The organism is Acidovorax sp., from assembly GCF_046314175.1.
Classification (GTDB): Bacteria; Pseudomonadota; Gammaproteobacteria; order Burkholderiales; family Burkholderiaceae_C; genus Acidovorax.
Genome location: NZ_JBKBXG010000001.1, coordinates 53,716 through 79,397 on the forward strand (window position 1 = coordinate 53,716; position 25,682 = coordinate 79,397).

The 25,682-nt window shown below is 64.1% G+C and carries 21 protein-coding genes; 10 read left to right on the plus strand and 11 right to left on the minus strand.

The annotated features are described in order from the left end of the window. The first annotated feature begins 396 nt into the window (after positions 1 to 396). Positions 397 to 690: a TIGR03643 family protein gene (locus ACK4OE_RS00230; RefSeq protein WP_409882244.1), complete on the plus strand. Its 294-nt coding sequence runs from the start codon at positions 397 to 399 to the stop codon at positions 688 to 690. Between the two features lie 32 nt (positions 691 to 722). On the opposite strand, the gene ACK4OE_RS00235 is transcribed toward ACK4OE_RS00230, so the two are convergent. Further along, entirely contained in the window at positions 723 to 971 is a 249-nt protein-coding gene (locus ACK4OE_RS00235) for a TIGR02450 family Trp-rich protein (protein WP_409882245.1), read from the minus strand. 112 nt (positions 972 to 1,083) lie between these two features. Then, positions 1,084 to 1,512, minus strand: coding sequence for a VOC family protein (locus ACK4OE_RS00240; RefSeq protein ID WP_409882246.1), 429 nt, complete (start codon positions 1,510 to 1,512; stop codon positions 1,084 to 1,086). A gap of 409 nt (positions 1,513 to 1,921) precedes the next feature. Here ACK4OE_RS00240 and ACK4OE_RS00245 point away from each other — a divergent pair, with 409 nt between their 5' ends. The 3 genes from ACK4OE_RS00245 to ACK4OE_RS00255 are packed head-to-tail and all read left to right on the plus strand — an operon-like array spanning position 1,922 to position 5,372. Continuing rightward, complete coding sequence (locus tag ACK4OE_RS00245; RefSeq protein WP_409882248.1) at positions 1,922 to 3,088, plus strand: dsDNA nuclease domain-containing protein; 1,167 nt, start codon at positions 1,922 to 1,924, stop codon at positions 3,086 to 3,088. Further along, positions 3,085 to 3,564, plus strand: a complete 480-nt coding sequence (locus tag ACK4OE_RS00250; protein ID WP_409882250.1) for a hypothetical protein — start codon at positions 3,085 to 3,087, stop codon at positions 3,562 to 3,564. The genes ACK4OE_RS00245 and ACK4OE_RS00250 overlap by 4 nt, the downstream gene beginning before the upstream one ends. Then, positions 3,561 to 5,372: a hypothetical protein gene (locus tag ACK4OE_RS00255; protein ID WP_409882251.1), complete on the plus strand. Its 1,812-nt coding sequence runs from the start codon at positions 3,561 to 3,563 to the stop codon at positions 5,370 to 5,372. Before ACK4OE_RS00250 ends, ACK4OE_RS00255 begins: the two co-directional genes overlap by 4 nt. Before the next feature lie 246 nt (positions 5,373 to 5,618). Here the strand turns inward: ACK4OE_RS00255 and ACK4OE_RS00260 are convergent, their stop codons facing one another. The 7 genes from ACK4OE_RS00260 to ACK4OE_RS00290 all read right to left on the minus strand — a co-directional run bounded on the left by ACK4OE_RS00260 (position 5,619) and on the right by ACK4OE_RS00290 (position 15,899). Continuing rightward, positions 5,619 to 7,364 (minus strand): tannase/feruloyl esterase family alpha/beta hydrolase, encoded by a 1,746-nt coding sequence (locus ACK4OE_RS00260; RefSeq protein WP_409882252.1) that lies wholly within the window; start codon positions 7,362 to 7,364, stop codon positions 5,619 to 5,621. A gap of 77 nt (positions 7,365 to 7,441) precedes the next feature. After that, complete coding sequence (locus ACK4OE_RS00265) at positions 7,442 to 9,163, minus strand: tannase/feruloyl esterase family alpha/beta hydrolase (RefSeq protein ID WP_409882253.1); 1,722 nt, start codon at positions 9,161 to 9,163, stop codon at positions 7,442 to 7,444. 131 nt (positions 9,164 to 9,294) lie between these two features. After that, positions 9,295 to 11,025, minus strand: coding sequence for an acyl-CoA dehydrogenase family protein (locus tag ACK4OE_RS00270; protein WP_409882254.1), 1,731 nt, complete (start codon positions 11,023 to 11,025; stop codon positions 9,295 to 9,297). Between the two features lie 300 nt (positions 11,026 to 11,325). Further along, on the minus strand, positions 11,326 to 12,318 hold the full coding sequence (locus ACK4OE_RS00275) for a Bug family tripartite tricarboxylate transporter substrate binding protein (RefSeq protein WP_409882255.1): 993 nt from the start codon (positions 12,316 to 12,318) through the stop codon (positions 11,326 to 11,328). 53 nt (positions 12,319 to 12,371) lie between these two features. Next, positions 12,372 to 13,157 carry an SDR family NAD(P)-dependent oxidoreductase gene (locus tag ACK4OE_RS00280; RefSeq protein ID WP_409882256.1) on the minus strand — a complete coding sequence of 262 codons (786 nt, stop codon included), beginning with the start codon at positions 13,155 to 13,157 and terminating at the stop codon, positions 12,372 to 12,374. 44 nt (positions 13,158 to 13,201) lie between these two features. Continuing rightward, positions 13,202 to 15,070 carry a feruloyl-CoA synthase gene (locus tag ACK4OE_RS00285; protein ID WP_409882362.1) on the minus strand — a complete coding sequence of 623 codons (1,869 nt, stop codon included), beginning with the start codon at positions 15,068 to 15,070 and terminating at the stop codon, positions 13,202 to 13,204. A gap of 43 nt (positions 15,071 to 15,113) precedes the next feature. After that, a complete protein-coding gene (locus tag ACK4OE_RS00290) occupies positions 15,114 to 15,899 on the minus strand; it encodes a crotonase/enoyl-CoA hydratase family protein (RefSeq protein WP_409882257.1) in 786 nt (261 codons plus the stop codon). A gap of 159 nt (positions 15,900 to 16,058) precedes the next feature. On the opposite strand from ACK4OE_RS00290, the gene ACK4OE_RS00295 reads away from it, so the two are divergent. From ACK4OE_RS00295 to ACK4OE_RS00305, 3 genes are all read left to right on the plus strand, one after another. After that, positions 16,059 to 17,273: a thiolase family protein gene (locus ACK4OE_RS00295; RefSeq protein ID WP_409882258.1), complete on the plus strand. Its 1,215-nt coding sequence runs from the start codon at positions 16,059 to 16,061 to the stop codon at positions 17,271 to 17,273. Between the two features lie 3 nt (positions 17,274 to 17,276). Beyond that, a complete protein-coding gene (locus ACK4OE_RS00300; protein WP_409882259.1) occupies positions 17,277 to 18,527 on the plus strand; it encodes a thiolase family protein in 1,251 nt (416 codons plus the stop codon). An 81-nt stretch (positions 18,528 to 18,608) separates the two neighbouring features. Continuing rightward, positions 18,609 to 20,183: an acyl CoA:acetate/3-ketoacid CoA transferase gene (locus tag ACK4OE_RS00305; protein WP_409882260.1), complete on the plus strand. Its 1,575-nt coding sequence runs from the start codon at positions 18,609 to 18,611 to the stop codon at positions 20,181 to 20,183. A gap of 357 nt (positions 20,184 to 20,540) precedes the next feature. On the opposite strand, the gene ACK4OE_RS00310 is transcribed toward ACK4OE_RS00305, so the two are convergent. Both ACK4OE_RS00310 and ACK4OE_RS00315 read right to left on the minus strand, forming a co-directional pair. Further along, positions 20,541 to 21,044, minus strand: coding sequence for a MarR family winged helix-turn-helix transcriptional regulator (locus ACK4OE_RS00310; RefSeq protein WP_409882261.1), 504 nt, complete (start codon positions 21,042 to 21,044; stop codon positions 20,541 to 20,543). 162 nt (positions 21,045 to 21,206) lie between these two features. Then, positions 21,207 to 22,751 carry a YifB family Mg chelatase-like AAA ATPase gene (locus tag ACK4OE_RS00315; protein ID WP_409882262.1) on the minus strand — a complete coding sequence of 515 codons (1,545 nt, stop codon included), beginning with the start codon at positions 22,749 to 22,751 and terminating at the stop codon, positions 21,207 to 21,209. 225 nt (positions 22,752 to 22,976) lie between these two features. Here ACK4OE_RS00315 and ACK4OE_RS00320 point away from each other — a divergent pair, with 225 nt between their 5' ends. From ACK4OE_RS00320 to amt, 3 genes are read left to right on the plus strand one after another with little or no spacing between them, the layout of a single operon-like run. After that, entirely contained in the window at positions 22,977 to 23,708 is a 732-nt protein-coding gene (locus tag ACK4OE_RS00320) for a TorF family putative porin (protein WP_409882263.1), read from the plus strand. A 43-nt stretch (positions 23,709 to 23,751) separates the two neighbouring features. Further along, positions 23,752 to 24,090: a P-II family nitrogen regulator gene (gene glnK / locus ACK4OE_RS00325; protein WP_409882265.1), complete on the plus strand. Its 339-nt coding sequence runs from the start codon at positions 23,752 to 23,754 to the stop codon at positions 24,088 to 24,090. Positions 24,091 to 24,126: 36 nt separating this feature from the next. Further along, complete coding sequence (gene amt, locus ACK4OE_RS00330; protein ID WP_409882266.1) at positions 24,127 to 25,551, plus strand: ammonium transporter; 1,425 nt, start codon at positions 24,127 to 24,129, stop codon at positions 25,549 to 25,551. Positions 25,552 to 25,682 lie beyond the last annotated feature (131 nt).

A 25,682-nucleotide genomic window follows, 5' to 3' on the forward strand; every position in this document is an offset into this window, starting at 1 on the left:
TCCGCGCTGAACGCTGCCCAGCGCAAGGTCGTGGACTCGCTCATGGCGGTGTGTTGAGCCACTGACGGCCCCACCCCCTCTCCCCTTGTGGGAGAGGGCCGGGGAGAGGGGGTGAAACAGGCGCGGTGCGGGTGCAGGCCCCCTCTCCCCAACCCTCTCCCGCGAGGGGCGAGGGAGCAAACCCCCGCGCCGCTGGCAGTGCACAGGCTGGTGTCCTCATGTGAGACAGCGACCTGATCAGATGCTTTTTTGGCCCCTAGCGCTTGATGGATAAGCGCTGACAGCTATTACAAACATAGCATCAGGGCTTTGCGCCGGGGCACGCGGACTTTGCGGGGCCGGTGTTCAATACGACCGTTGCGCAGCCACCATCTTTGCCGCGCGCGTTCGCCCACCATGCACACCACCCACGCCCTGCACCCCGCTCCTGCCCAGCCCACCGCGCTCACGGACGAAGACATCTCCCGCATCATCGAAATGGCGTGGGAAGACCGCACCCCGTTCGAGTCGATTGCCGTGCAGTTCGGTCTGAACGAGGGTGACGTCATCACCCTCATGCGCCGCCAGCTCAAGCCCGGCTCGTTTCGCCTGTGGCGCCAGCGCGTGACGGGGCGCGCCACCAAACACGCAGCCTTGCGCTCGCCTGCGGTGGACCGGGCCTACTGCCCCACGCAATACAAGCACCGCTGAGCCGGCCACGCGCTGATGGCGCAGCAGCCCGTTTACACCCAACCCTGGTGCCAGCGCGCGTCATCCTGCAAATCGCGCCAGGGCAGCACCACACTGCGGCCAGAGATAACGGCTTGCAGTTCGATCTCTTCAACAGGCAGATCGGGGCTGATGGGGGGCACCACGCGGGTGACCAGAAAGTGCTTTTCCTTGTTCAACGCCACCACGGCGGTCCACTTGCTCAGTGCCAGCTTGTGCGGGTTGATGGGGCGAACTTTTCGGCGGGTGGGGTAGTGCGGCATGGGGTGATTGTGTCGAGTGCGTTGCAACCCTGGCGCTACCAGGGATGCACGGCATGCCAGACCCCGTCCGCTCCGCAATTCGCCAGAGCCCACCCGTATTTTCAGCAGGGCATCAGAAGGTGACCTTGACCGACGGCGCGCTGCGCTGGGCCTCGCCATGGAACACCGCCTCGATGTTGTTGCCATCCGGGTCCAGCACAAACGCCGCGTAGTAGCCGGGGTGGTAGGGGCGCTCACCGGGCGCGCCGTTGTCGGTGCCACCGTGGGCCAGCGCGGCTTGGTAGAACGCGTCCACCATCGCCCGGTCCTGCGCCTGAAAAGCCAGGTGCGTGCGCCCCGTCAGGTGGCCTTGCGCGGCGAGGCTGTCGGCGGACGAAACAAACAGCTCGTCCGCCCAGAAATAGCCCTCGTCCGCGCCACCCATCGGCACTTGCAAGGCGCCAAGCACGGCGGCGTAGAACGCCTGGCTGGCCGCCAGGTCGCGCACGACGAGCTGGATGTGGTCAATCAGCCGGCCCCGGTGCAGTTCTTGTGTTTCCATGGGGTTGTTCCTTTCAAGATCAAGAGATGCGTGCAAACCCACGCGGTTGCCATCCAGGTCACTGGATGTGCGCCAAAACCCCTTGATGGTGCGTCGGAGCTGCTGACAGCGCAGTGTCAGTAGGGGTGCCACCGGGCGAGGCCGGTGAGCTGACCTGGTTGGACCTGAGCGACGATCTCACGTCGTGGCCACTTACAATCGAAAAAGTACGAATACTGTACATTCGTACAGTATGTATGCCCATATTCCTTTCTGCCGTCGCGCTACTTGGATAGCGTCGATTTCAGGTAGATCTATAGCTGGCCCATGCCGCATCATCCACAGGATGGGTAATACAGATGTTGGGCGTTCGTACGTATATCTGATACAAAACGTGTCCAAGCAATCTGGGTGGAGCAAAACAATAACCATGGACACCATCCATGAGAAAGCACCGCGCGAAACTGTTGGTCGGGACACCATGGTGCGGTTCCGAATGCAGTTTCAAGCAGCAGCGTTCGCAGCGCTCGAAATACTTAGCGGAAAAGAAGTCGACCGGGTCTACTGCGACTACCACGACGATTTCGTCGTGCGCAGAACAGTTGCTGGCGTAGTCGAGTACCACTTCTTTCAGGTCAAGACCAAAGGCAGGGCCAACCAGCAATGGGGCATCGATGAGGTCTTTGGTCTTAAGCAGAAGGGTGAACTCGACACGGCTGAAAAGTTGGAGGCGATTAGAAGCAGCATTGCAGGCAAGCTCTTCGTTCACACTGTGGAGTTCGGAGACCAGTGTCGGGAGGTTACGGTCCTCAGCAACGTGCACTTCAAAGACGAAGTTCATGATCTCATCGCAGATCTTGCTGCGGGTACTTCTAGCAAGAAGTACACGCGTCAACTCATCGAGAAGTTTGCAGCTATCGTTTCCCCCAAGCAACAGCTATCGCCTGAGCAGCTTGACGCAGTTCGAAAGAAGCTTTCGTTGTTACCCGGTGTGCCGTATATCGGTGACACCTTGGAGGCCTTCGGCATTGCCGCGCATAACGCCATCTGGAAACACTCCGAAATTGAACTGCATCAACACGAGGTTGAGCGGATCGCCAGAGGACTGGTAACGCTTGTTGAAGAAAAATCCTGTGTTCCGATCAGCGGGCTGTCCAAAGCTGACATAGACCTAGCGACTGGAGTCGGTATCGAGGACTTGCTTCAGGTTCTTAGCATCTCTACACAGGTTTACAAGACGCTCCTCCAAGGGGGAGATCCTGCGGCCATCAAGGCTGCGTCAGTCCTTCAGCGGAAGCTGAAGGAGGCTGGCGCCACTGAGTCAATGATCGAGGCGGCTTCGCGCGCGAAGGTTTCCTGGGACGTGTGGTTTAGAAGTGCGCGGCACACATTCCCGGACTTCACCTTCAACCTCTTGCTCGACGAAATCGACAAGAGGTGTAGGGCTTGGCTCCTCGGCGGTGGTGTCTTGGCGGACCTCGAGAGCGTCATTCAGGAGATTTTGGACTCGTCTACTGGAAAGAAATTTTCGGCTTTGGACACTGACCTAGTGTTTGGCGGCTTCTGTTCCGCCATCGTCAGGAGGGCAACACGATGAGCTCCGCCGAGTTCTTTAGCGAAGCCAGGCGCCTCGGACTGAAGCTGAGCCTATCTGGAGAAGGCCCTTCGCCAATGCACACGCTCGACAATGAAGCGCTGTTCCAACTGCCTTTGCTCGCGATGACCATCTTGGCAATCTCGAAGGGCCGGTCAAAGCCCGAGTTGCCTGAGATTGGTCAACTGGTTGGAGAGTGTCTAGAGCGGACTGTGGCTGGCTTCAAGGGGTCATCTCAGGACATTGGTTGGTCCGGCAACCTGCGCATCAGGACCATCAAGGCCTTGACGTTCCTGGAGTCAACCGGTCAGGTCACCATCGACAAGGTGACGCGAGAAATCGCTGCTACCGACTTGGGCAAAAAGGTCTACAGCGGTGCCGTGGCCGGGGAGAGCCTTCTGGCTCACTCTATGAAAACAATCGAGCTCAGCTACCAGTACATCAGGGACGAAGCTCGGGTGAGGGGAGAAGTGAATTGAAACTGAAGTCACTGCAAGTCGAGCCCTTGGGCGAAGGAGGCTGGGGAAGCCCACTTCTGGAGTTTGGGGGGCGGACAACGATGCTCTTTGCGGCGAATGGCAGCGGAAAGTCACCTGTCGTGCGCATGCTTGCTTCCGCACTGGGATTTCCCAACAACTTCAGGGCGGAGATCCTTGAAAAGTGCAGCGCCGTCGTCTTGCATGCCGAGGCGGAAGAGAAGCCGCTCACGATCCGTCGTTCCCTCGGAGCAGAGAACGGGCTCTTCTATGCCACGATTGATTTCGATGGTGAGCAAACTGCGCACCATTCCGAAGCTTCCTTCTCCGCCGCGCTTTTCCAATTGCTTGGGCTTAAGCCACCGCGTCTGGTGTCGACCAAAGGGGAAGAAACGAAACCCTACATAGCGACCCTGCTGCCGCTCTTCTATTTGATTCAGGGCCACGGGTACTCGGCTGCCTATCGCGCCCCTACCTCGTTCATCACGGATCAGTTTGTGGAGATGGTGCGGTTCGCGTTCGGCCTGAATCCAAAGCACTCATTCGAGGTCAAGAAGTCACTTATTGAAGAGAAAAGTGCTTTGGAGGCGCAGACCCGCAAGATCGTCGCTGCGCAGCGCGTTTTTGAATACCAGAGCCGTGGTGTGGACACCAGCGATGCAAATCAGGCTGCACTGCAGCGGAGCTCTGAGAATCTGACACAACAGCTCGACGGACTTCGCGTGTCGGTGGATGCCAAGGGCAGTGCGAGCTCGGCACTTACTCAACTGCTACGTCAGAAGGACGTGCAAATCCGGTCACGCCAGTTGGAGCTCTTTGAACTTCAGAATCGGGTTGCAGGCATCGAGACCATCCGTGCGGAGATTGATGGCGAGGTCAAGACTCTCGGCCTTAACGAAGAGGCTCTCGGCGTCTTCAAATCTTTCCAGGAAATCTGCCGTGCTCCGAACTGCGGGCTGTTCCTTGGAAGCGCTGAGTCTTACGGAAAAAATCTGCTGTATCTCAAGGATCAAATCAAAGACCTTGAGCGCAACAGTCAGCGCGCCGAGATTCGTGTTGAGCAATTGACGGAGCGCCTTGAGGAGTTGGGTGCGGAACGCCAAACGCTCGTTGACAACCTTGAGTCGCCGAGCGCTTCAGGCGTCGACCAACTCGTGACGGCTGTACAGACACTGACCAAGCAACTTGTTGGCGTCCAAGGGGAGCTAGCCCGAATATCGGGGTTGAAGGATGAGCGATTGAAGCTGTTCGCACTGGAGCAAGAACGAGGCCGTATTCAGGATCGCATCGACGGACTTACGAACACTGGGAGAGCTGACCATGCGTTCAACGAACTTCGACGGAATCTGCGCGATCTGACCGTGAAATGGATGGACACGTTGGACACTACCAGCGTGTCGAGGAACGTAGATATCGACTTGAATCTGCGGTTCACCTTTGGAGGGGAAACGCTGGAGACGATTGGCAGCGGCGGCACCAGCAGTACCACGAGTCGGCTAGTCCTCGCCATTCACGCAGCGCTGTTGGAAGCCTATCTCTCCGACAAAGCACGTCCCTTCCGCTTCCTGATTCTGGACACGCCCAAGCAGGACGAACTTCACACGGCTGACTTAGCAAGGTACCTTACAGAGCTCGAGAAGATGTGTGAGGCGAATGACGCGCAGCTGCTCTTCTCCTCCACAGAATACGATCACCCGACCGCGAAGCAGGACCGGCGCTGGCTTCCGACGTACCGAGGTCCGGAGAAGCCGATGTACCTTGGGAAGCGGATGGAACAGTTGCCCCAAGATGCGGCCGCGGGCTCTCCTTAAGGCGGCGCATGATGCCTGGAGTGCGTGAGAAGGTTTGTTAGCTTTTAGATAGCGATTGAGCCAGTGCGACTTCTGTTGTCGCTGCAGAGCCACCAGTGAAGCGACTGAGGTAGCCTTTCACTCGTGGGTAACGCTGGCCAAAATCGATAAACGTCTGCGACCTTACCAAGCAGGCCTTCTGGGCAACCCTCGCGCAAACAAAAAAGCCCGGCACTAGCCGGGCTTCCCACTTTCAATCCCCATCCATCACTTGCAGCTAAAACTGCTCGCACTCTCCATATCCCCTGTCCCGTTGTACCTCGCGACCTTGGGGTACACACACAGCGGCCGAGTACGGTTGGCCGACCAGCTGGCAGGCAGCTCGTTGTTGACCACGTTAGCCCCCGCGCCGCGTGCCTTCGCCGTCACGCTGTCGGGCGCCTTGCCTTGTTCCACCCACGCCACCAGTGGGGCCAGCATGTCGAACTGGTCGGTGGCGGGGCCGCCGGAGCAGTGGTTCATGCCGGGCACCAGGTACAGGCGGGCAAAGTCGTCGGCCTTGCCGCCGTGGTTGGCCTGCACGCGGTCCATCCAGTTTGCGGTGTCGATGGGCGAGAACACTCCGTCGGCCACGCCGTGGTAGACCATCATCTTGGCGCCTCGGTTGCGCAGGGCGCCCAGGTTGGCATCGTTCGGTGGCGTCATGTACGACCACGATGACTCGGTATAGACCGGCGTGGTGGCGAACATCTTGGGGTAGTCCGCGTCCATGCTGAAGTTCATCGCGTACTGCAGGCCGGTGGTGGCCTTGAAGGCGTCTAGCGTGGAGGGCGGTGTGGTGAACAAAAACGCCACGGCCCCCGCGTCGCGTGTGGTGGGGGCGTTGAAGTGCCAGAACGCAAAGTTGCTGCCCGCCACGCCGGGGTCGAACCAGGTGCCGGTGTACAGCGCTTCGCCCTTGCTGTTCTTGGGCCCGGCAAAGATGCTGGCCAGCACGTTCTTTTGGTCGGCAGAGATGCACGACCCGTCCCGCGCAGGGTTGGCAGCGGTGCAGGTGGGCACGTCGCGCTGCAGGTTGAAGGCGGCCTGGCAGGCCTGCACATCGTTCACCTGGCCGTCGGTGGCACCGTCCAGCGCGTCGCAGCGCTCCAAAATCTTGCGGCCGATGAGCTGGAACTCGGCGGGGCTCACGGCCTTGGTCAGGTCGGGCTGGCCGTTGGCACCGGGGGTGGATACCTTGGCGTATTGCTGGGCCTTCCACAACTGCGCGGTGGCGGCTTTGGGCAGGCTGAAGCCGGGGTTGCCCGCCAGGATGCCGTCGTACTGGTCGGCATAGCGCGATGCGGCGACCATGGCGTGGCGCCCGCCGTTGGAGCAGCCTGCGATGTATGAGCGGTCTGGGGCCTTGCCGTAGGCGCCCTTGATCAAGTCCTTGGCCATGGGCGTCAAGGTGCCCACGGCCTGGTAGCCGTAGTCCAGCCGGGCCTGCGGGTCCAGGCCAAAAAACGGTGTGGGCGCGCCGTGGCCCGCGTCAGAGCTGAGCACCGCAAAGCCTTGCACCAGGCCAGGGGCGACCGGCGCAGCGCCGCTCACTGCGCCCAGCGCGGTCACTACGTTCCCATCCAGCCCGCCATTGGCCTGGTGCAGAAAGCGGCCGTTCCAGTTCTGCGGCAGGCGCATCTCAAAACCGATGGCGTAGCTGGCGCCGTCCACGGGGCTGGTGCGTTCTTTCATCTTGCCTTTGACGAGGCAGTGCGCGGGCGCCTGGGTGGTGTTGCCTTGCAACGTGATCGGCCCTGCGGCCACTGTCTCTGCCGAAGTGATGCGGGTGTCGGGCAGCGCGAGGCTCTGGGCCAGCGTGGTGCAGTTTTTCAGGGTGGCGGGTGTGGCGGCGCCTAGCAGCGGTGGGGGCGTGGTGTGCGGCGCACTGGCGCAGCCCGCCAGCAGCGCGGCGGTGCCCATGGCCGTGGTGATTGCAGAGAGAGGAAGGGTGCGCGGGAGCAGGGGTTTCATGCGATGTCTCCAGGTGGGCGGGAAGGTAAGGCCATCAAAAAAAAAGGCCCTGGCCGCAGTGGCCAGGGCCGGGGGCGCTACTTGCAGCTGAAGCTGCTGGCGCTTTCGATGCTGCCCGTGCCGTTATAGCGCGCCACCTTGGGGTAGGCGCACAGCGGCCGGGTGCGGTTGGCAGACCAGGTGGCGGGCAGGTCGGCGTTTACACCGCCCACATTGCCTGCGCCGCGCGCGGTGGCAAGCACGCTGTCGGGTGCCTCGCCTTTTTCCACCCAGTTCACCAGCGGGGTCAGCATGTCGAACTGGTCGGTGGCGGGGCCGCCAGCGCAGTGGTTCATGCCGGGCACGCGGTAGTAGCGTGCAAAGTTGCTGGCGTCGCCGTTGTTGGCGGCGCGCACGCCGTCATACCAGGCGGTGGTGTCGTCGCTGGAGAAGATGGGGTCGCTGGTGCCGTGGTAGACCATCATCTTGGCGCCCCGGCCCTTGATGGCCGACAGGTTGCTGGGGTTGGGTGGCGTCATGAACGACATGGCGCTTTCGGTGTAGACCGCGTTGGTCGCGTTCACGCGGGCCAGCATGGTGTCTACGTTGCCCGTCAGTGCAAACACGGGGCCGTTGAACGTGGCAGCGTCTTCAGGCGGCACCGACCAGATCAGGCCCACACCGCCGGAGTCGAGCACTAGCGGCGCGGTGAACTCCCAGAACCCATACCCACCGCCTGCCAGCCCCGCGTCATACGGAAAGCTTGTGTAGATCTTGCTGCCCGAGCTGGTGGTGGGGCCGCTGAAGATCTTGGCAATGCCGGTCTTCTGCTCGGCAGACAGGCAGCTGCCGTCGCGTGCGCCGCTGCAGGTGGGCACATCGCGGTCCAGGTTGAAGGCGGCCTGGCAGGCGCCAGTGTCTTGCACCAGTCCGTCCGTGCTGCCGTCCAGCGCGTCGCACTTGGCCAGCACGGCGTTGGACACCAACGCACGCTCGGCCGTGGTGAAGCCGGTGGACAGGTCTCCGGGCGTGCTCGCAAGCGATGCGTAGATCTTGCCGCTGGCAATGCTGGCGATGGCGGCCTTGGGCAGGTTGAAACCGGGGTTGCCCACCAGGTAGCCGTCGTACTGGTCAGCAAAGCGTGACGCCGCCACCATGGTGTGGCGCCCGCCGTTGGAACAGCCGCCAAAGTACGAGCGGTCGGGTGCCTTGCCGTAGGCGGTCTGGATGGCGCTCTTGGCCATGGGCGTGAGCTTGGCCACGGCCTGGTAGCCGTAGTCCAGGCGCGCCTGCGGGTCGATGCCAAAGTTGGGGCCCATGGAGCCTTCATGGCCCGCGTCCGAGCTGATGACCGCAAAGCCCATGTTGAGGGCGTTGTTCAGCCCACCGCCGCCATTGACCGCGCCCGTGGCGGGCACCACGCTGCCGTCGATGCCGCCGTTGCCCTGGTGAAAGAAGCGGCCGTTCCATGCGTTGGGCAGGCGCATTTCAAAGCTGATGGCGTAGCTCTTGCCATCCACGGCGCTCACGCGCTGGAACATCTTGCCGGTGACCTGGCAGTGCGCGCGCACCGGCGTGCCGGCCACCGTCAACGTACCCGCCGCAATGGTGTTGGCTGCGGTGATGGTGGTGTTGGCAAAGTTGATGCGGTTGGCCAGCTCGCTGCACGACTGCAGCGTGCCGGGTGTTGCCGCTGCCAGCTGGGGTAGCGTGGGTTCAGACGAGCCGCCACAGCCGACCAGCAGCGCGATCGGCAGGGCTGACAGCGCGGTCAGGGCATAAGGGTTGGCGCGCGTTCTCGTTTTTCTTTTGAAGTTCACGGTGTTGTCTCCTGTTGTCAGAGGCGCAAGGAACCCCGCAGCGCGGCCTCAACACGCTGTGGGAGGGAGATCAGCGAAAAGCTTGTGCGCTATCCAATGCTATTCAATTTGTAGCTGTTAGCGCTTATCCATCAAGCGCTAGAGGCCAGTTTGGCTTTGATTTCGAGAGCCTGCGCAATGCGCTGGCGCAGCATGGCGGCGCGCATGTCGAACTCGGGCAGCACCCACTGGGTGAGGGCCTGGGCGGGGGCGCTCCAGCGGTCGGGGTCCTGGGTGGGCTCGCTCCCGCGCTTGGCGTGGCTCACCGCCCCAATCTGGCCCCAGGCCCAGTCCAGCAGCACCAGCGCCACCGCGCGCAGGTAGTCGTCGGCCACCCAGTAGGGCAGCTCGGGGTCCGTTTGCGCAGCAATCGCCAGGGTCTGCGTGATCTCCACCAAGGCATGGCGGCGCGCGCTGGCGGCGGGGCTGGGCGCTGCGCCCGGCAGCGATGCCAGCAGCGCCGCCAGGCCCTGGCCCCCATCGGCCAGCACCTTGCGCACCAGCAGGTCAATCGCCTGGATCTCGTTCGTGCCTTCGTAGATCATGGCCACGCGCGCGTCGCGCACGATCTGCTCAATGCCCCATTCGCGCACATAGCCGTGGCCGCCAAACACCTGCAGGCAGGCGCTGGCGCCGTGGAAGCCCTGTTCGGTGAGTGCAGATTTCAGCACCGGCGTGACCAGTGCACACCATCGCTGGGCTGCGGCGCGCTCGCCCGCGTCGGCACTGTGTTGGGCCACGTCCAGCTGCAACGCGGTGTGGTACGCCAGCACGCGCCCGCCGTCGATCCACGCGCGCTGCGTGTGCAGGATGCGGCGAATGGCCGGGTGGTCCTGAATCAGGCTGGTGTCCTTGGCGCCCGGTGCGCGCATCTGGCGGCGCTCTGCCGCATAGGCGCTGGCCTTTTGCCACGCGGCCTCCAGCAGGCCAATGCCTTGCAGGCCCACATGCAGGCGCGCGGCGTTCATCATCACGAACATGGCGTTCAGGCCCTTGTTCGGCTCGCCCACCAACCAGCCGGTGGCGTCGTCAAAGCGCATCGCGCAGGTGGGGCTGCCGTGCAGGCCCATTTTTTCTTCAATGCGCTCGCAAACCACGGCGTTGCGGGTGCCATCCTGAAGCATCTTGGGCACCAGAAACAGCGACAACCCCTTGGGCCCCGCCGGTGCATCGGGCAAGCGCGCCAGCACCAGATGCACGATGTTGTCGGTCAGGTCGTGTTCGCCGCCCGAGATAAAAATCTTGCTGCCGTTCACCCGCACGCTGCCGTCAGGCTGCGGCACGCCGCGTGTGCGCACCTGGCCCAGGTCGCTGCCCGCGTGGGCTTCGGTGAGGCACATGGTGGCCAGCCATTCGCCAGTAGCGATTTTCGGCAGGTACCGCGCCTTGAGTTCGTCGCTGGCGTGGTGCTTGATGCACTCATACGCGCCATGCAGCAGGCCCGGCGCCATGGTCCAGCCGTGGTTGGCACCGGCCAGCCATTCAAACAGCACACATTCGAGCACCGCCGGCAGGCCCTGGCCGCCGTCTTCGGGCGCGCACGACAGCGATGGCCAGCCCGCCTGCCAGAAGGCCTGGTAGGCATCGCGAAAGCCTGCGGGGGTGTGCACGCGCCCGCCGTCAAAGCGGCAGCCTTCTTCGTCACCGCTGCGCTGCAGCGGGGCGATGGCGCTGTCCACAAACTTGGCGGCTTCGTCCAGCACCTGCGCAGCCAGCTCGGCATCGGTATCGGCAAACGGCGCCAGTGCCTGCCAGCGCGTTGGCGCCTGCAGTACGTGGGTCAGCAAGTGCTGGATGTCGGCAAGGGCCTGGCGTGCTTGCATGGGTGCTCACTACTAAAGTAATAGCTGTCAGCGATTGCTGGATAAGCGCTAGAGCCTGTTTTTATTCAAATCCAACCCGTCGAAGCGTGGTGACCATGTGCCGTAGATGCCCTGGCTTCGACTGGCTCAGCCCGAACGGTTGGGGGGCGGGCCGCTGCAAGGAGGGCGCTGCGCTCTGTGTCGAGCCCCCGCCCGTAAACACTGGCGCGGCCCAGGCCAGTGCCACCGTGGATCTGGCTTTGCCAGTCCACCGCAGGCGTCCCCCTCAGGGGGGGCGGCGCGCAGCGACTCAGGGGGGAGTCAGGACTCTGATGTGAACCCGATCTGCTTGACCAGCGGCCCCCAGCGCTCGAACTCGGCCTTCTGGTCAGCCAGCATTTCCTGCGGGGTGCTGCCGTGCGCCACCAGGCCGACGATGCCCAGTGCGTCAACCACGGTCTTGTCCTTCAGCGCGCCGGTGATGGCCGCATTGGCGCTGGCCAGCGTGGCGGGCGCGATCTTGGCCGGGGCATAGAAGCCGAACCATTCCTCGGACGTCACGTCGGGGTAGCCCAGTTCGGTGAAGGTGGGCACATCCGGCAGGTAGGGCGAGCGCTTCTTGCCCGAGGTGGCCAGCACGCGCACGCGGCCGGTCTTCATGTACTGCAGGTAGTCGCCGCTGGGGTTCACGGCGGCAGAGATCTGGCCGCCGACCAGGTCGGTGATGCTGGGCACTGTGCCGCGGTAGGGCACATGCTTGAGGTCAACCCCCGCGCGAATGCCGAGCAGGGCGCCCAGCAGGTGCGGCATGGAGCCCGCGCCGGGAGAGCCGTACATGGCCTTGTCCGGGTTGGCCTTGGCCCACGCCAGGAAGTCCTTGAGGGTCTTCACTTCCGCTGGAACAGCAGGCCCCACGGCCAGGCCGTGGTGCATGATCGCGCCGATCGAAACGGGCGTCACATCCTCAGGCTTGTAGCTGAGCTTGGGATAGATGTGTGGGTACACCGACAGCGCCGACACGGGTGCCAGCGTCAGCACCGAGCCATCGGCGGGCGAGTTCTTCAGCGTCTCTACCGCGATGCGGCCGCCCGCGCCGGGCTTGTTCTCTACAAAGCCCGGGTTCTTGCTGTAGGCCGTGCCGCCCAGCTTTTCGGCCACGCGGCGGGCTACGCTGTCGCCCGCGCTCCCGGCGGGAAAGCCGTACATGATCTTGACCTGTTCCAGCGTCTGGGCAAAACCGGTCAATGGGTAAAGCGCCCCAAGCGCAGCGGCGGAGCCGAGGGCTTGTACAAAGTGGCGGCGAGTGGTCGTCATGGTTGTCTCCTGGTGGTTTTGTGGTGTGTGATGACGGGGATGTGAAAAGGCGATCAGCGTGGCGCCATGCGCAGGGCACCGTCGAGGCGAATCACTTCGCCGTTGAGGTGGCCGTTGGTCACGATGTGGCAGGCCAGCTCGGCAAACTCCTCGGGCTTGCCCAGGCGTGGCGGGAACGGGATGCTGGCCGCCAGCGACTGCTGCACGGCTTCGGGCAGTTCTTTCATCAACGGCGTGGCAAACAGGCCGGGCGCTACGGTGCACACGCGGATGGCGTGCTGCGCCAGGTCGCGCGCCATGGGCAGCGTCATGCCGGCCAGGCCCGCTTTGGACGCGCTGTAGGCCTGCTGGCCCACCTGGCCGTCAAAGGCCGCAACGGAGGCGGTGAACATCATCACGCCGCGCTCGCCGTTGTCCAGCACGGGCAGCTTGGCGCACGCAGCGGCAAACAAGCGGCTCACGTTGTAGCTACCGATCAGGTTGATGTTGATCACGCGCACAAAGTCTTCCAGCGGCGCGGCGCTGCCGTCGCGCTGCACCACGCGCTTGGCGCTGCCGATGCCGGCCACGTTCATCAGGATGCGCGCTGGGCCGTGGGCGGCTGCGGCCTGGTCGATGGCGGCGGTCACGCTGGCGGCGTCGGTGATGTCGCAGGCGCAGGCCACGGCGCTGCCCGCGCCGAATTCGGTGTTGATGGCTGTCGCCACTTTTTCAGCCAGTTCGGCATTGCGGTCGAGTACCGCCACCTTGGCGCCCAGGCGGGCCAGTTCGCGCGCGGTGGCCTCGCCGAGGCCCGATGCGCCGCCGGTCACGAGAGCGGCTTGTCCTTGGATTTGCATGGTGGTTGTCCTTGTGTTGTCGGTTCAGATCGGTTCAGTTCAATTCATTGCTGGGGAACGATGGTGAGCGGCAGGCTGCCGTCGTGCAGTGCGTTCACCAGGTCTGCGCGGTGCTTGAGCACGGCGCGCTGGTTGATGGAGCCCTTGTCGGTGATCTCGCCCTTGTCCAGCGACGGCGGCTCGGCCATCAGGTGCATGCGGGCCACGCGGGTGGCGCTGCCGGTGGCCTGTGCGGCCAGCTGGTTGATCACCTGCTGAAAGTGCTGCTGCACGGGCGCGCTCTCCAGCACCTGCTGCAGGCTGGCGTCGCTGGGCAGGCCCGCCAGCGTGCGGATGTGCGGCGTGGGGATCAGCAGCGCGCCCACTTCCTTGAGGTTGATGCCGGTGATGACGGCGTCTTGCACATAGGGTGCGCAGGCCGCGATGATCTTGGCGCGCATGGGGCCCACGCTCACGAAGGTGCCGGTGCTGAGCTTGAAGTCCTCGGCGATGCGGCCATCGAACTTCAGGCCCTTGTTCAGGTCGGCCTCGTCGATCCACTTCACGGCGTCGCCAGAGCAGTAAAAGCCTTCTTCGTCGAAAGCCTCTTGCGTGGCCTCGGCGTTGCGCCAGTAGCCCTGCGTGATGTTGGGGCCGCGATAACGCACCTCGACCTTGCCATCGATGGGCACCAGCTTTAACTCCAGCCCCGGCGTGGGCACGCCGATGTCGCCCGCCTGCACGTTGGGGCTGTTCACGGCCACGCAGAAGGGGCAGCCCTCGGTCATGCCCAGGCCGGTGTTCATCACGATGCGCTCGCCCACCTCGCGCTCGGCCACCTCGAACAGGGCATCCCAGATGGGCTGCGACAGCGCGGCGGCGGCAAAGAAGAACATCTGCACGCGGCTGAGCAGGTTCTTGCGCAACTGCTCGTCGGTCTTCATGGTGTGCGCGATCACCTCAAAGCCCGTGGGCACGTTGAAGTACACCGTGGGGGCGATCTCGCGCAGGTTGCGAATGGTCTCGGCCATGCCGGCAGGCGTGGGCTTGCCTTCGTCCACGTACAGCGTGCCGCCGTTGTAGATGACGATGCCGAAGTTGTGGTTGCCGCCAAAGATGTGGTTCCAGGGCAGCCAGTCCACCAGCACCAGGTCTTGTTCGGCCAGCACGGGCATGGACTGGTTCATCTGCTGCAGGTTGGCGGCCCACATGCCGTGCGTGATGATCACGGCCTTGGGCGCCTTGGTGGAGCCCGAGGTGAACATGAACTTGGCGATGGTCTCGCGTGTGATGGCGGCGTGTGCGGCGTCCACAGCGGGCGTGGCTTCAGTGGCCAGCAGGGCGCTGAACGGCGTGGTGGCGTGGCCCTCCAGCGTGCCCTGGCCCAGCACCACGTGGACGTCGGCGCCCACGGTGGCTTTGATGGCTGTGGCATAGCGCTCGGCATTGCTGGCAAACACCAGGCCGGGCGTCAGCGTGTCGATGGCGTGGCGCAGCTTGTCGTAGTCCTTGCTCACGGTGGAATACGCCGACGACACCGTGCATTGCGGCACGCCCGCTACCAGGCAGCCCAGCGACAGCAGGGCGTGGTCCAGGTCGTTTTCGCTCAGCATTACCACGGGGCGTTCGGCGTTCACGCCCAGGTTGAGCAGCGCCTGCGCAATGCGGCGCGCGGACTGCCAGGCCTCGTGGTAGCTGATGTGGCGCCACTCGCCCAGGCTGCCGTCGGCGTTCTTCACTCGCTGCGCCATCCAGGTGCGGTCGGGTGTCGTCTGCGCCCAGTGCGCCAGGCGGTCGGTCAGGCGCACGGGGTGGGGCTGCAGGTCTTGCGTGGCGCGCACATAGACCACGCCGTTGTCGGCCTGGCGGGTGGTGACCTCGGTCACGCCAAAACGCAAGGGCCGGTAGCGGGGGGTGGGGGCGGTTGCCATCATGGGTGCTTTCAAGAACTCACTGGCGCTGGCGGGTGCTCGCATCTCAGGCCTTCTGGACCTTGGCTGCCTTGCCGTCGAGGAAGGCGCGCACGCGGGCCTTGGCTTCGGGCGCGCTCTGGGCGATGCCGGCCATCATGGCTTCGGTCATCAGGCCCTGGTCCGATGGCTGCTCGGCAATGCGGGGCAGGGCGTGCATGAGTGCGTAGTTGGTCAGCGGCGCGTTCTGGGCAATGCGCTGGGCCAGCTCAAAGGCCTTGTCGAATGCGGTGCCGGTGGGCACGAGGTATTGCGCAAAGCCCACCTTTTCGCCGTCTACGGCGTTGTAGACGCGGCCGGTCATCATCATGTCGGTCATGCGGGCCGTGCCGATCAGGCGCGGAATACGCACCGCGCCGCCGCCGCCCACAAAGATGCCGCGCGAGCCTTCGGGCAGCGCATAAAAGGTGGATTCGTCGGCCACGCGGATGTGGCAGGCGCTGGCCAGCTCCAGCCCGCCGCCCACCACAGCGCCGTGCAACGCGGCGACCACGGGCACGGGGCCAAACTGCACACGTTCGAGCGCGGCATGCCACATGCGCGAGTGGTGCAGGCCTTGGCCCGCGTCGCGCTCTTTCAGCTCGGACAGGTCCAGGCCGGAGCAAAAGTGATCTCCCTCGCCATCTATCACCGCAGCACCCACGGTGGCGGGCAGGTTGTCCATCACATCCCGCAGCGCCAGGATCAGGCCGTCGTTGAGCGCATTGCGCTTGGCGGGGCGCGTCAGCCGGATAACCGCGATTTCGTCGCGTTCGCCACGGATTTCAAGGGAGATGTCGGAGTTCTTGGTCATGGTGGTGTGAGTGAGTTAGGGAAATTATGGTTATCAAGAATAACTAAAACAAGACCGCGAGGCCGCTCTTTGCTAGGGGGTTTCCCTAGCTTTCCAAGCGACTCACATGGTTATGATAAATAACTAAAATTGTTGCGCAATTCACGCAAGGACCCTGTCATGAACGCCTTTATCCCCTACGGTATCTACTGGTCGTCTCCGTTTGCCAAGTGGCAGGGCACGCTGGCCAACCTCAATGCGCTGCCGCTGGCCGCCGCCGTGGGCAAGCAGGCGCTCACCGCGCGAGGCTATGACCTGTCGGCCGTGGACCTGGCCATTCTGGGCATCACCAACCCGCAAAAGGGCAGCTTCTACGGCCTGCCGTGGGTCACCGGCCTGATGGGCATCGACCGCGTGGCGGGCCCCACGGTGCAGCAGGCCTGCGCCACCAGCGTGCGCGCGCTGCAGATGGCCGCGCAAGAGGTGGCGTGCGGCACGGCCACCAGCGCACTGCTGGTGATGGCGGACCGCCAGTCCAACGGCCCGGTGGTGTACTACCCCGATTCGAGCGGTGTTGGCGGCTATGGCATCACCGAGCACTGGGTGCCCGACAACATGGGCCACGACCCGTATGCCAAGAACCCCATGTTGCAGACTGGCGAGAACGTGGCGGCGCGCTACGGCATCACCACCGAGGAGCAGCACGCGCTCAAGCTGCACCGCTACCACCAGTACCAGGAAGCGCTGGCTGACGACCGCGCTTTCCAAAAGCGCTATATGGCCGATGTGCCCGTCACCGACTCCAAGTTCCGAACGCAGACCGGTACCCTCAGCACGGACGAGGGCATCTTCCCGACCACCGCCGAGGGCCTGGCCAAGCTCAAGCCCGTAAAGGAAGGCAGCACCGTGACGTTCGGCGGTCAGACGCACCCGGCCGATGGCAACGCGGGTGCCATCGTCACCACGCGCGAACGGGCCCGTGCCGTGGCGACCGACCCGGGCATTGAGGTCGAGATCCTGGGCTTTGGCATGTCCCGCGTGGAGGCGGGCTTTATGCCCATGGCGCCGTCGCCTGCCGCTTTCAACGCGCTCAAGAACGCAGGCCTGTCCATCAGCGATGTGGCAGCCATCAAGACGCACAACCCGTTCGCCGTGAACGACATCGCCCTGGCGCGCGACACCGGCTTTGCCTGGGAGCGCATGAACAACTACGGCAGCTCCATCATCTGGGGCCACCCGCAGGCCCCCACCGGCATGCGCGCCATCATCGAACTGATCGAAGAACTGGTGCTGCGCGGCGGCGGCGTGGGCCTGTTCACCGGCTGCGCTGCGGGCGACACCGGCTATGCCACCGTGCTGCGCGTGACCGACGGCAAGACAACGCAAAAGGCCTGAACCATGAGCACCCAAGAACATTCGTTTTCTGCCCCCCTGAACGCCTGGCTGGTTGATGGTGTGCGCACGCCGCTCGTGGATTACTGCGGCGCGCTGGGCCACGTGTCGCCCACCGACATGGGCATCAAGGTCGCCCGCGCCGTTTTAGAGCGCAGCGGCGTGCCCGCCGCCGATGTGGGTTCGGTCATCACCGGCTCCATGGCGCAGGCGGACTTTGACGCCTACGTGCTGCCGCGCCACATCGGCCTGTACGCCGGGGTGCCGCAAGAGGTGCCGGCCATCCTGGTGGCGCGCATCTGCGGCACGGGGTTCGAGCTGTTCCGCCAGGCGGCGGACCAGATCGCGCTGGGTTATACCGACGTGGCGCTGGTGGTGGGTACCGAGTCCATGACGCGCAACCCGATTGCCGCCTACACGCACCGCACCGGCTTCAAGCTGGGCGCACCCGTGGAGTTCAAGGACTTCCTCATGGAGGCATTGATCGACACCGCAGGCCCGGTGACGATGATCGAGACGGCCGAGAACCTGGCCAAGAAATACGGCATCACCCGCGAGGACGTGGATGCCTACGCCGCCCAGTCGTTCGAGCGCGCGCTCAAGGCCCAGGCCGATGGTTTTCTGGCCGGTGAAATCGTTCCGGTGACGAGCGAGAAGTTCGAGCTGGCAGGCTACGCCACGCGCGGCATTGCGCTGCCGCGCAAGGTCGCGCAGCTCGACCGCGACACGCACCCGCGCCCTTCGCCGGTCGAAACGCTGGCCGCGCTGCGCACCGTGTACCCGGGCGGTGTGCAGACGGCGGGCAACAGCTCGGCCCTGGTTGATGGCGCTGCGGGCGCGGTGGTGGCCAGCGATGCCTATGTGCAGCGGCGCGGCCTGAAACCCCTGGCGCGCCTGCGCGGCGCGGCGGCCGTGGGCGTGGCGCCCGAGTTCATGGGCATCGGCCCCGCCCCGGCCATCCGCGCGCTGCTGGCGCGCACGGGCCTCACACTCGACGATATCGGCCTCTTTGAAATCAACGAAGCCCAGGGCGCACAGACTCTGGCCGTGGGCCGCGAGTTGGGGCTGGATCTGAACAAGCTCAACGTCAATGGCGGCGCCATCGCGCTGGGCCACCCCTTGGCCGCCACCGGCGTGCGCTTGACGGTGACGCTGGCGCGTGAACTGCGCCGCCGCGGCCTGCGCTATGGCATCTCCAGCGCCTGCGTGGGCGGTGGGCAGGGCATGGCCCTCCTGATCGAAAACACCGAAGCCTGATATCTAAGCCAAATCGGGCTCCAGCGCTTATTTTATAAGCGCTAGTAGCTATCAAAAACATAGTATTCAATCAAAGACACCATGAAAATCATCACCGCCGCTGAAGCCGGGGCCCTCATTCCCGACAACGCCACCATATTCCTGGGCGGCCTGGCCGTCTCCAGCCTGCCCGAGGAAGTGCTCAAGGGCGTGGAAAAGAACTTCCTCGACACGGGCCACCCGAAGAGCGTGACCACCTGGGCCTGCGGTGCCATCGGCAACAGCAAGGACGCGGGCATGGTGCACTTTGCCCACCCCGGCATGATCAAGCGCACCGTGGCCGGCCACTTCGGCCAGACCGGTGCAGAGATGATGAAGATGGTGTTTGACGGCGAAGTGGAGGCCTACAACTTCCCGCAGGGCAGCCTGTCGCACCTCACACGCCACATTGCCAGCCGCAGCCCCGGGCTGCTGACTAAGGTGGGACTGGGCACCTTCGTGGACCCGCGCATTGAAGGCGGCAAGCTCAACAGCAAGTCGACCGAAGACCTGGTCAAGCTCGTCGAATTCAACGGCGAGGAATGGCTGTTCTACCCCTCGCCCAAGGTCGATGTCGCCATCATCCGCGGCACGCTGGCCGATGAAAACGGCAACATCACGCTCGACAAGGAAGGTGTGCTGCTGGAGCAGATCAACATCGCCCACGCGGCCAAGGCCTGCGGCGGCATCGTCATTGCTCAGGTGGAACGCATCGTCAAGGCCGGCAGCCTGCACCCCAAGTCGGTCAAGGTGCCGGGCGTATCGGTGGACTATGTGGTGGTGAGCCGCCCCGAGAACCACATGCAGACCATCAGCACGCAGTTCAACCCCGCACTGTGCGGCGACCTGCGCGTGCCGCTCAATTCGCTCGAACCCATGCCGCTGGACGAGCGCAAGGTCATCGCGCGCCGCACGGCGCTGGAGCTCACGCCCGGTGCTATCACCAACCTTGGCATCGGCATTCCGGCCGGTGTGCCGTCGGTGGCGGCAGAAGAGGGCGTGTCCGACCAGTTCACGCTGAGCGTGGAAAGCGGCATCACCGGCGGCATCCCGGCGCAGCTCGGAGACTTCGGCACGGCCTACAACGCCGACGCGATCATTGAGCAGTCGCTGCAGTTCGACTTCTACGACGGCGGCGGGCTGGACGCGAGCTTTTTGGGCCTGGCGCAGGCCGACAACCAGGGCAACGTGAACGTGAGCAAGTTCAATGGGCGCCCCGTGGGCTGCGGCGGGTTTGTGAACATCACGCGGTCTACCAAAAAGCTCGTGTTCTGCGGCACCTTCACTGCGGGCGGCCTGGAGGTGAAGGTGGGCGATGGTCAGCTGACCATCGTCAAGGAGGGCCGCTCGCGCAAATTCATCGAGAAGGTTGAGCAGATCACCTTCAACGGGCTGGATGCCGCCCAGCGCGAACAGAACGTGCTCTTTGTGACCGAGCGCGCCGTGTTCCACCTGACGACCGAGGGGCTGGAGTTGATCGAGATCGCGCCCGGCATCGACCTGGAGCGCGACGTGCTGGCGCACATGGGGTTCAAGCCGATCATGCGTGATGTGAAAACCATGGACCCGGGCCTGTTCCACGCAAAGTGGGGTGGCCTCGCTGCGGCCATGACGGCCAAGGTGGCGCAGGCGGCTTAAGGCGATTTGGAGGGCAGACGGGGCGCGGCGGGCGCCCCTTCTCCATTTTTCTTCCGCTCTTTCGCCCCGTTCCTGCGGACCCTGTCGGAGCCCGGTCAAAACCCGTGATGTCGTCTCGTGCCGTTCAACCATCTCATGGCGAACGGCCGAGCGGAACCGGGCCTACGCTCCTTAGGAGCCTGTCGGGCTTGGAGCGTCGAAAGCGAAAATCGGCCCCAGCGAGGACAGTTTTTGCCGAATTTGCAGCCCCATAGCATGGCTATGGGGCAAAAAGACGGTGTTCTCGAAGAGCGGCGTAGCCAAAAATGGACCGCTGCGGCCGATTTGCAGCCGACGACTTCCAAGTCCGACAGGCTCCTATGGCAGATAAACCTTCTGCAGCAGCCGGATCAGCGTCTTGCGCTCCGTGGCCGTCAGGCGCGCGGTAGCATCTTCTTCCAGTTGCGCGGCAGTCGCTTCGGCCTGCACGGTCAGGTCTGCGCCTTCGGGCGTCAGGTGCACACCCATGGCACGCCCGTCGCTCGGGTGCGGGCGGCGCTCGATCAGGCCGCGCCGCTCCAGTGCGGCGATCAGGCCCACCATGTTGGGCGGCAACACATTGAGCGTGGCGCACAGCTGGCGCGAGGTGATGCCGGGGTTGTGCGCCACCAGCGACAGCACTGAAAAATCGACCACCTTCAGGTCATACACCGCCATGCGCTCCATGAACACTTCGATGATGGCCAGCGACGCGCGGCGCGTGTTGTAGCCCACCAGCGTGCGCAGGAAGCAGGTGTCCACCGACTCTGTGGTGACCGGCAGCAGGGTTTCAACAGAGGCCGTGGAGGGCGCGGTTTTTGTGCGGGTGCGTACGCTGGACATGGGGCGATTGTGCCGGGGCGCGGCGTAGACGCCGCTGCCCGGAAGGCCGCCGCAGGACTTGCGGCAGTCGGTTGAAGATGAAAATATGGGTCAAATTGGCCTCTGGCGCTTATCCAGTAAGCGCTAAAAGCTATCAATTTTGCACTGATTGCTGTCCACGCATCACATCGGGCTGCGCAGCACCCGGCGGTACTGCACGGCCTCTGCCACGTGGCTGACCTGTGTGGTGGGTGCGCCCGCCAGGTCGGCAATGGTGCGCGCCACCTTCAGCGCGCGGTGTGTGCTGCGCGCCGACCAGCCCAGGCGCGCGGCGGCGGTGTTGAGGAACTTGGCGGCCGTGTCATCCAGCAGCAGGTGCGTGTCGATCTCCTGCCCCTGCAGTGCCTGGTTGGTCTTGCCTTGCCGCGCCAGCGCCACGGCCCGCGCGCGCACCACCCGTTCGCGGATGGCCTCGGTGGCCTCGCCAGCGGGCGCCTGCACCAGCTGGTCGGCAGGCAGGGCGGGCACTTCGACATGCAGATCAATGCGGTCCAGCAACGGCCCGCTCAGCTTGCCCTGGTAGCGGTTCACCTGGTCGGGCGTGCAGCGGCAGGCGCGCTGGGTGGAGCCCAGGTAGCCACACGGGCATGGGTTCATCGCCGCAACCATCTGAAACCGTGCCGGAAACTCTGCTCGCTGCGCGGCGCGCGAAATGGTGATGTGGCCACTCTCCAGCGGCTCGCGCAGGGCCTCCAGCGCAGCGCGCGGGAACTCGGGCATTTCATCCAAAAACAAAACGCCGTTGTGGGCCAGCGATATTTCGCCGGGCCGCGGGGGTGAGCCCCCGCCGACCAGTGCCACCGCGCTGGCGGTATGGTGCGGTGAGGCCGTAGGCCGTTGCCCCCATCGGTCGGTGCGAAAGCGCCCTGCCAGGCTGGCAATGGCGGCGCTCTCCAGCGCCTCGTCCACCGTCATGGCGGGCAGCAGCCCCGCAAACCGCAGCGCCAGCATCGATTTGCCCGAGCCCGGTGGCCCGACCATCAACACGCTGTGGCCACCTGCCGCCGCAATCTCCAGCGCGCGTTTGGCGGTGGCTTGCCCCTTCACGTCCGACATATCCGGCCCCGCCGTGCTGGCGGCCATGGGCGTGGCTTGCAGGCGTGTCCAGCCGTCGTTGGCCACATCGGCATCGCCCGCCGCCACGCTGCCCGGTGGCAAAAAGGCGCGCACCACGTCCAGCAGGCGGCGCGCACGCACCACTTGGGCGGCGGGCACCAGGGCGGCTTCTTCTGCGCTGCCCGGGGGCAGCACCAGCTGCGCGGTGATCTGCTGCGTCGCCAGCGCCAGACTGGTGGCCAGCGCGCCGCGCACCGGGCGCAACTCGCCGGACAGCGACAGCTCGCCCGCAAACTCGTAGCCCGCCAGGCGGCTGGCATCGACCTGCCCGCTGGCGGCGAGGATGCCCAGGGCAATCGGCAAGTCAAACCGGCCCGAGTCCTTGGGTAAATCGGCCGGAGCCAAGTTGACGGTAATTCTCTTGTTATGCGGGAACTCCAGCCCCGCGTTCTGCAGTGCCGAGCGCACCCGTTCACGCGCTTCCTTCACCTCGACCTCGGCCAGCCCGACCAGCGTGAAGCTGGGCAGTCCGTTGGCCAGATGCACTTCGACGGTGACGGCGGGCGCCTGCAGCCCCAGAAGGGCGCGGCTTTGCACCAAAGCAAGACTCATGAAGCGGATTCTCCCCAGATGGGTGCGTTATATGGGTTTTTAGTGCCAGGCACTGGTGTTGCGCACCAACAAGGTGCGTCGTTGCCAGCGCGCACAACGCCAATGTACCGGGGATCTGTGTAACGCAACGCAACCGTCACGCAACGGTAATGCAGCGGATGCACCGACGTGTGGCACGGTCCGTGCTTAAAGCCCTCGTCCCTACTTTGTCCAACCGGAGGAAACATGACCCGCGCCATCATCAAGACCCTGGGCGTTGCCCTTGTCGCAGCCCTTCCCATGCTGGTCAGTGCCCAGCTCACCGGCAACGTCAGCCTGACCACGAACTACAAGTTCCGCGGCCAGGACCAGGACGTCTCCAAGGCCAAGGCCATGAAGCCCGCTCTGCAAGGCGGCTTTGACTACAGCTTCGGCGAATCCGGCTTCTATGTGGGCAACTGGAACTCCAGCGTGGACTGGCTGGCCAACAATTCGCTTGAATCCGACCTGTACGGCGGCTACAAGTTCAAGGCGGGTGGGGTCGATCTGGACGTGGGCGCACTGACCTACATCTACCCTGGCAACGCCAACGGCAACACGACTGAAGCCTATGCAGGCGCCACTTTCGGCCCGTTCTCGGCCAAGTACTCGCACACCATCTCCAAGGACTACTTCGGCTGGGCCGGTGCCAAGGCCGGTTCGGGCCTGAAGGGCCGCAACACGGGCTACCTGGGCTTTGCGTTTGCACAGGAAGTCGCTCCCAGCATCACGGTCAAGGCCACGGTGGGCTTCACCCGATTTGCCAGCGACATCAAGGACCTGGGCGTGCCGAACTACATGGACTACAGCCTGGGCGGTGCCTACGACTTCGGCGGTGGCCTGTCGCTCGGCGCAGCCGTGGTGGGCGCCAACAAGAAGGCCTTCTTCGGCCACGTCAACAAGTCGCGCGTGATCGTCACGCTCACCAAAACCCTGTAAGTCTCAATGGGCGCCGGTGGCGCCCATTCCGGAGGATCCAAAAATGAAAATGGTGACAGCCATCATCAAGCCCTTCAAGCTGGACGAGGTGCGTGAAGCACTCTCCGACATCGGCGTGCAAGGCATCACAGTGACCGAAGTCAAAGGCTTCGGGCGTCAAAAGGGCCACACCGAGCTGTACCGCGGCGCTGAATACGTGGTTGATTTTCTGCCCAAGGTGAAGATCGAAGCCGCTGTGGCCGACGACCTGGTGGACCGCGTGATCGAGTCCATCGAGGGCGCAGCCCGTACCGGCAAGATCGGCGACGGCAAGATCTTCGTCACCCACCTGGAGCAGGTGGTGCGCATCCGCACTGGCGAAACCGGCAAGGAAGCCCTGTAAGGGTCCGGCCGCATCACATCCAAGAAGAGAAACGCCATGAAAAAACTGCTTGCTTCCTTCATTCTCGGGCTGAGCCTGTTGTCCGTCGGCTCTGCCGCACTGGCACAAGCCCCCGCCACCGCTGAGGCGGCGGTCGCTGCCCCGGCTGCTTCTGAGGCGCCTGCTGCTGCCGCACCGGTGGCTGCACCCGCCGCTGCCGAAGCCGCACCCGCTGAAGCCCCTGCTGCTGCGGCACCCAAGATCGACTCCGGCGACACCGCCTGGATGCTGACCTCCACCATGCTGGTGATCCTGATGACCATCCCTGGCCTCGCGCTGTTCTACGGCGGCCTGGGCCGCAGCAAGAACATGCTGTCGGTGCTGATGCAGGTGTTTGTTGTGTTCTCCCTGGTGTCGCTGCTGTGGGCCGTCTACGGCTACAGCCTGGCGTTCTCGGGCGAAGGCAAATTCTTTGGCGGGTTCGACAAGATCTTCCTCAAGGGCGTGAACCAGGAAACCTTTGGTGCGCTCGCCACGATTCCTGAGTATGTGTTCATCGCGTTCCAGGGCACGTTTGCCGCCATCACCGTGGCGCTGATCGTCGGTTCGTTCGCAGAACGCATCAAGTTCGCGGCTGTGCTGATCTTTGCGGTGCTGTGGTTCACCTTCAGCTACGTGCCCATGGCCCACATCGTGTGGGGTGGTGGTCTGCTGGCCGCTGATGGCGCGCTGGACTTTGCAGGTGGCACCGTGGTGCACATCAACGCCGGTATCGCGGGCCTGGTGGGTGCCTACATGGTGGGCAAGCGCATCGGCTACGGCAAAGAAGCCCTCACGCCCCACAGCCTGACACTGACCATGGTGGGTGCCTCGCTGCTGTGGGTGGGCTGGTTTGGTTTCAACGCGGGTTCTGCCGGTGCGGCCAACGCCAACGCTGGTCTGGCGTTCATCAACACCATCCTGGCTACGGCCGCTGCCACGCTGGCCTGGATTGCCGGTGAAGCACTGCACAAGGGCAAGGGCTCCATGCTGGGTGCTGCATCCGGTGCGGTGGCTGGTCTAGTGGCGGTAACGCCTGCTGCAGGTTTTGTGGGCCCCATGGGTTCCATCGTGATCGGCGTGATCTCTGGCTTCGTCTGCCTGTGGGGTGTGAGTGGCTTGAAGCGCATGCTGAACGTGGACGACGCGTTTGACGTGTTCGGCGTGCACGGCGTGGGCGGCATTGTCGGTGCCATCCTGACCGGCGTGTTTGCTGCACAAAGCCTGGGCGGCACCGGTGGCTTGTCCCCTGACACCTTCGCCATGGGTCCCCAAGTGTGGGTCCAGGTCAAGAGCGTGCTGTTCACCATGGTGTGGTCTGGCGTGGTGGCTTTCATCGCGTACAAGATTGCTGATCTGCTGGTGGGCCTGCGTGTCTCGGAAGAAGCCGAACGCGAAGGTCTGGACATCACATCGCACGGCGAAACAGCGTACAACCGCTGATCCTCGGCCCTGCGCCCAACGCGCTACGGTGTCTGGTGGCACCGTAGCGTTGCAAAAAGAACAAGCGAGTAACTCCTCCTGGTTATTGACAAGCCCGCCGCCAAAAACGGCGGGCTTTTTTTGACCTCGGC

Bases quoted from the DNA above. Each gene is read 5' to 3' on its own strand.
- ACK4OE_RS00230 (WP_409882244.1), top strand. From the start codon at position 397: ATGCACACCACCCACGCCCTGCACCCCGCTCCTGCCCAGCCCACCGCG.
- ACK4OE_RS00235 (WP_409882245.1), bottom strand. From the start codon at position 971: ATGCCGCACTACCCCACCCGCCGAAAAGTTCGCCCCATCAACCCGCAC.
- ACK4OE_RS00240 (WP_409882246.1), bottom strand. From the start codon at position 1,512: ATGGAAACACAAGAACTGCACCGGGGCCGGCTGATTGACCACATCCAG.
- ACK4OE_RS00245 (WP_409882248.1), top strand. From the start codon at position 1,922: ATGGACACCATCCATGAGAAAGCACCGCGCGAAACTGTTGGTCGGGAC.
- ACK4OE_RS00250 (WP_409882250.1), top strand. From the start codon at position 3,085: ATGAGCTCCGCCGAGTTCTTTAGCGAAGCCAGGCGCCTCGGACTGAAG.
- ACK4OE_RS00260 (WP_409882252.1), bottom strand. From the start codon at position 7,364: ATGAAACCCCTGCTCCCGCGCACCCTTCCTCTCTCTGCAATCACCACG.
- ACK4OE_RS00270 (WP_409882254.1), bottom strand. From the start codon at position 11,025: ATGCAAGCACGCCAGGCCCTTGCCGACATCCAGCACTTGCTGACCCAC.
- ACK4OE_RS00275 (WP_409882255.1), bottom strand. From the start codon at position 12,318: ATGACGACCACTCGCCGCCACTTTGTACAAGCCCTCGGCTCCGCCGCT.
- ACK4OE_RS00280 (WP_409882256.1), bottom strand. From the start codon at position 13,157: ATGCAAATCCAAGGACAAGCCGCTCTCGTGACCGGCGGCGCATCGGGC.
- ACK4OE_RS00285 (WP_409882362.1), bottom strand. From the start codon at position 15,070: ATGATGGCAACCGCCCCCACCCCCCGCTACCGGCCCTTGCGTTTTGGC.
- ACK4OE_RS00290 (WP_409882257.1), bottom strand. From the start codon at position 15,899: ATGACCAAGAACTCCGACATCTCCCTTGAAATCCGTGGCGAACGCGAC.
- ACK4OE_RS00295 (WP_409882258.1), top strand. From the start codon at position 16,059: ATGAACGCCTTTATCCCCTACGGTATCTACTGGTCGTCTCCGTTTGCC.
- ACK4OE_RS00300 (WP_409882259.1), top strand. From the start codon at position 17,277: ATGAGCACCCAAGAACATTCGTTTTCTGCCCCCCTGAACGCCTGGCTG.
- ACK4OE_RS00305 (WP_409882260.1), top strand. From the start codon at position 18,609: ATGAAAATCATCACCGCCGCTGAAGCCGGGGCCCTCATTCCCGACAAC.
- ACK4OE_RS00310 (WP_409882261.1), bottom strand. From the start codon at position 21,044: ATGTCCAGCGTACGCACCCGCACAAAAACCGCGCCCTCCACGGCCTCT.
- ACK4OE_RS00315 (WP_409882262.1), bottom strand. From the start codon at position 22,751: ATGAGTCTTGCTTTGGTGCAAAGCCGCGCCCTTCTGGGGCTGCAGGCG.
- ACK4OE_RS00320 (WP_409882263.1), top strand. From the start codon at position 22,977: ATGACCCGCGCCATCATCAAGACCCTGGGCGTTGCCCTTGTCGCAGCC.
- glnK (WP_409882265.1), top strand. From the start codon at position 23,752: ATGAAAATGGTGACAGCCATCATCAAGCCCTTCAAGCTGGACGAGGTG.
- amt (WP_409882266.1), top strand. From the start codon at position 24,127: ATGAAAAAACTGCTTGCTTCCTTCATTCTCGGGCTGAGCCTGTTGTCC.